Here is a 3,591-nt window from a genome sequence, read left to right as displayed (position 1 = left end):
GCACCAGTTCGCCATCCTGGCCATTGTCGGTGATGACAACGCCGACCTCGGGGGCGGTGCGGTCGAGCGTCGCCGTCTCCGTATCGGAAATCGGATTGCCGTCACCATCGACAACAGGATTGCCGTTTTCGTCCGTGACGATCCCGACGAAATCGACATCACCTTCGTCAATTCCCTCACGTGGGATATCGTGGGTCCAACTGCCGTCGTCGTTGACGGGAATCGGGTCGGATACGACGGTCTCGCCGTTCTCGTCCGGGTAGGAGATCACGACGTAATCGCCGGAACTGCGGCCGCTGACGGTGACGTGGCCGGCGGCCGGGTTGTCGGCGACCGTTTCGACGTCGAGGACCGGGAATTCGGCGACGGAGGCGGCCGCTTCTTCGCCGGCGCCGCCTGAAAAGGCCAGACCACCTGCAGACGCGGCGCCGAGTCCGCCGAGAACGCCAAAGGGAAAGGGCGATGCGCCGTTTGCGCCGATCTCGGCGAAGGCGAAATCGCTCCACGGGCCGGAATACTAGCCCCACCAGGCGATACCGTCATCGTCAACGAGGACCAGTTCGTTGCGCTCGTCATCGAAGTCGACGAAGAAATCGCCAATGACGATGGTCTCGCCGGCGACGGTGACAATGACGAGGTCATCGCCGTTCTGCTCGAACGAAACGACGCTTTCCGGAGCGATCGGGAGTTTTACAACAGACGCCTCGTCAAGTTGAAGATTAAGGACCGACTGACGATGCTGAGAACCATCATTCTTGTCGACAATGATTGCGTCCATGAGACTGCTCCTTCGATGCTGCCGTTTGCTAGCGCTATCACACCGTTAAAGTGCAATTTCGCAAAATTTTCAGGCGCGTGTTTATTGTTATGGAGACCCGCGTGGCGTCTTGTGACCTGCCACTTTTGCGGGGGTGACTAATTCAAACTCGCGCTTTGGGCAAGTGACCTAGGCCAGTTTTTATGAACGTCAGATGAATTATTTGCGAAATTATAAACCTGTGTTTTTTAAAGAATAAACTTCCGAAATTGACTTGCAACAAAGACAGAACGCCCGCGATACGGGCACTTTTCGCCATCGTGGCCAATCGAATGATTGAAAGCGCAAGACCGAAATCCGGGTTCGCTGATCAAGGCCGGCTTCGGACCGCGACAAAATGTCTCACCTCGAGACTGCCTCTTTTTCAGGCACTATTTCAGGTTGAGTATAAATCGGTGTCTTGTCGGAATTCAAGTAAGCTTTGGCGCACAAAATACATGCATTGCCCAGACACTGCGGCAGTGGAAAGCGGCCGAAATGTGAACGTGGACTTATCCAGCGGCCCGTCCCTTCTCGTGGCGGATAGAACACTCGGATGGAAGGGTCCCGGAACAGCATCTCTGATTCGCAACAGCCTAAAGCGCCTCAAGGAAAAGTGGAGACCGTTTGTCCGTCCGGACGCGCGGAAAAACAATGGGCCAGAGCGTGTTCGCGATTCACGGAAACGCGGACATGCTCTGGTCCGTCACCGCCCGGGGCGGGATGACGGGCGCGCGTCCGCCAGCCTTTCGGCACGCGCCACCCGCAGGGACGGGGCCGGATGGGAGGCGACAAAGGTCTCGCCGCCGGGCCCTGCCCGCTCGTAGGCCTGCATGACCTTCAGGAAACGGACAAGTGCAGCGGGATCATACCCGGCCTGCGCCAGCAAACCGATTGCCAGGGCATCGGCCTCAAGCTCCTGCTGCCGGGAAAAGGCAGCGATGCTGGCACTGCCTTTTGCGAGAAGCGCGCGCACGTCGTCGCTGTTGCCGATCGCCTGCCGGATATCCGCGCTGGAGACCGCCGCACCGACCCCGAAACGCGCCCGGGCCTCCGCGTGCCCGGAGAGAATATGCGCCATTTCATGGGCGATCACGGCGGCGGTTTCGCTGTCATCGCCAGTCAGCGTCAGCAGTTTGCGCGTCAGGTAAATGTATCCGCCCGGAGCGAAATAGGCGTTGGCAATCGAGGAATTCAGAACAAGCACGGTGACGGGCATGCCGCCTGACGCCTTCGAAAGCCGGTCGCCAATCGCGGCCAGGTCGCGCGACAGGACGGCGTTCCTGTAGAGGCCGCCGCTCTCCCGCTCCAGGCGGCTGCGGACGGCAGCCGCCGCGCCGCTGCTGTCCGACGAGGACGGAGCGTGCAAACCGGACTGGCAGCCGGCGAGAAGGATCAACAGGAAAAGGCCGGCGAGCCGCCAGCCGGACGAACCGCGGCCGTTTTGAGGCTTGCAACGCATCATGCAAGCGTACTGCGATTGAGGCGCGCGAGATCGCGCGTGATTTCCTCCGATGCCGTCTTCAGCACGGCGGAATAGCGCTCGTGCGCTTCCTGCTGGGAGGCGAAGGCCGAGCGGAAATAGGTCAGGCCGAGACTTGCCACCACACGGCCGCCGTCATTGAAAACCGGCACCGCGATCGTGTCGGAATTGCGCGGCTCCACGTGGGCTGCACGGGTCGCATAACCGCGCCTCCTCGTCATCGCCACCAGCCGGCTGATCTTGTCGGGATGCCGCGCCAGTTCGTTTTCCGGGTCGCCGGACGTTCTCAGCATGCGGATGATCAGTTCCAGTTCCTCCTCGGGCGTGAACGCCAGATAGGCAAGACCGAGCCCGCGCGTGATCAAAGGCAGGCGCATGTTGACGGTCTTGTGAAACGGCGAGACCGAGCTGTCGGGCACGGTGCTCATGCGCACCACCACGGCGTCCCGATCGAGCAGCGCGATAGAGACGGGCCACTGGTGCTTGCGGGTGACGGCGACGGCCCATGGCCGCCCGGCTTCCACCACCATCGGCTCCTTGTGGTAACCGGAACTCAGCGAGGCGACGAGGGCGCTGAGCTGGTAGCCGCCGACGCGCGGATCGTTCTCGACATATCCGGCCAGTTCAAGCGTGCGCAGGATGCGGACCAGCGTCGGCTTGGGAAGGCCCGTGCGCTCATGCAGATGGGCAATGGAGGTGTAGGGCTGCAGGTTCATTTCCTGCAGCACGCGCAGTCCGCGCTCGATCGACCGGATGCTCACAATATCTCCTCCCAGAGGCCGGCATTTCGCCTGCCGGAACACATCGGGTTTGCAAGTTGAGGGCGCGCGTTGTCAAGCCCTATACCCGTCTTGTTCGAAGGAAGGAGAACTGCATGGCAACGGCGAACAATCGCGCGGAGGTGCGCGCCCTGATCTCAGCGATCGACGACGCCGTCGTCGACGGACTGATGAAGGGAGCGGTCGATCTTCACGTTCATTCCGGACCGTCGACGATGGCCCGTCAGCTTGATCATTTCCAGGCCGTGGAGCAGGCCGCCGCCGCGGGCATGCGCGGCATCATGTTCAAGGATCATCACTATTCCGTCGCGCCGTTCCTGCCGATCATGGAACGCGTGCTCGGCCATCTGGACGTGGCCATGTTCGGCGGGCTGGTTTTGAACAACACGACCGGTGGGCTCAACCCCTTCGTCGTCGATGCCCAGCTCAACCAGGGCGCCCGGCTGGTCTGGATGCCCACGGCCCAATCGGCCAATCACATCCGCAGTTCCCACCGCAAGTCACGGCTTGCCTCCAATGTGCAGTTGAAAGCG

Annotated in this window: 5 protein-coding genes; 1 reads left to right on the top strand and 4 read right to left on the bottom strand. The window is 61.3% G+C overall.

Translation table 11 applies throughout. The features are described from left to right. The 4 genes from AC5DC2_RS03270 to AC5DC2_RS03255 all read right to left on the bottom strand — a co-directional run. Positions 1–271 (bottom strand): hypothetical protein (locus tag AC5DC2_RS03270; RefSeq protein ID WP_491697447.1); only part of this gene is annotated, 271 nt, incomplete at its 3' end. Between the two features lie 246 nt (positions 272–517). Next, a complete protein-coding gene (locus AC5DC2_RS03265; RefSeq protein ID WP_491697446.1) occupies positions 518–778 on the bottom strand; it encodes a BapA/Bap/LapF family prefix-like domain-containing protein in 261 nt (86 codons plus the stop codon). A 724-nt stretch (positions 779–1,502) separates the two neighbouring features. Beyond that, positions 1,503–2,261: a M48 family metalloprotease gene (locus tag AC5DC2_RS03260; RefSeq protein WP_491697445.1), complete on the bottom strand. Its 759-nt coding sequence runs from the start codon at positions 2,259–2,261 to the stop codon at positions 1,503–1,505. Then, positions 2,258–3,040 (bottom strand): IclR family transcriptional regulator domain-containing protein, encoded by a 783-nt coding sequence (locus AC5DC2_RS03255; RefSeq protein WP_491697444.1) that lies wholly within the window; start codon positions 3,038–3,040, stop codon positions 2,258–2,260. Before AC5DC2_RS03255 ends, AC5DC2_RS03260 begins: the two co-directional genes overlap by 4 nt. Before the next feature lie 113 nt (positions 3,041–3,153). Here AC5DC2_RS03255 and AC5DC2_RS03250 point away from each other — a divergent pair. Further along, the coding region (locus tag AC5DC2_RS03250; RefSeq protein WP_491697443.1) for a DUF6282 family protein at positions 3,154–3,591 on the top strand (438 nt) is incomplete at its 3' end.

This window comes from Martelella sp., from assembly GCF_984369615.1.
Note: the sequence above shows the minus strand (reverse complement) of the source record. Positions and strands in the feature narration are given on the sequence as shown.

Bases quoted from the DNA above. Each gene is read 5' to 3' on its own strand.
- AC5DC2_RS03265 (WP_491697446.1), bottom strand. From the start codon at position 778: ATGGACGCAATCATTGTCGACAAGAATGATGGTTCTCAGCATCGTCAG.
- AC5DC2_RS03260 (WP_491697445.1), bottom strand. From the start codon at position 2,261: ATGATGCGTTGCAAGCCTCAAAACGGCCGCGGTTCGTCCGGCTGGCGG.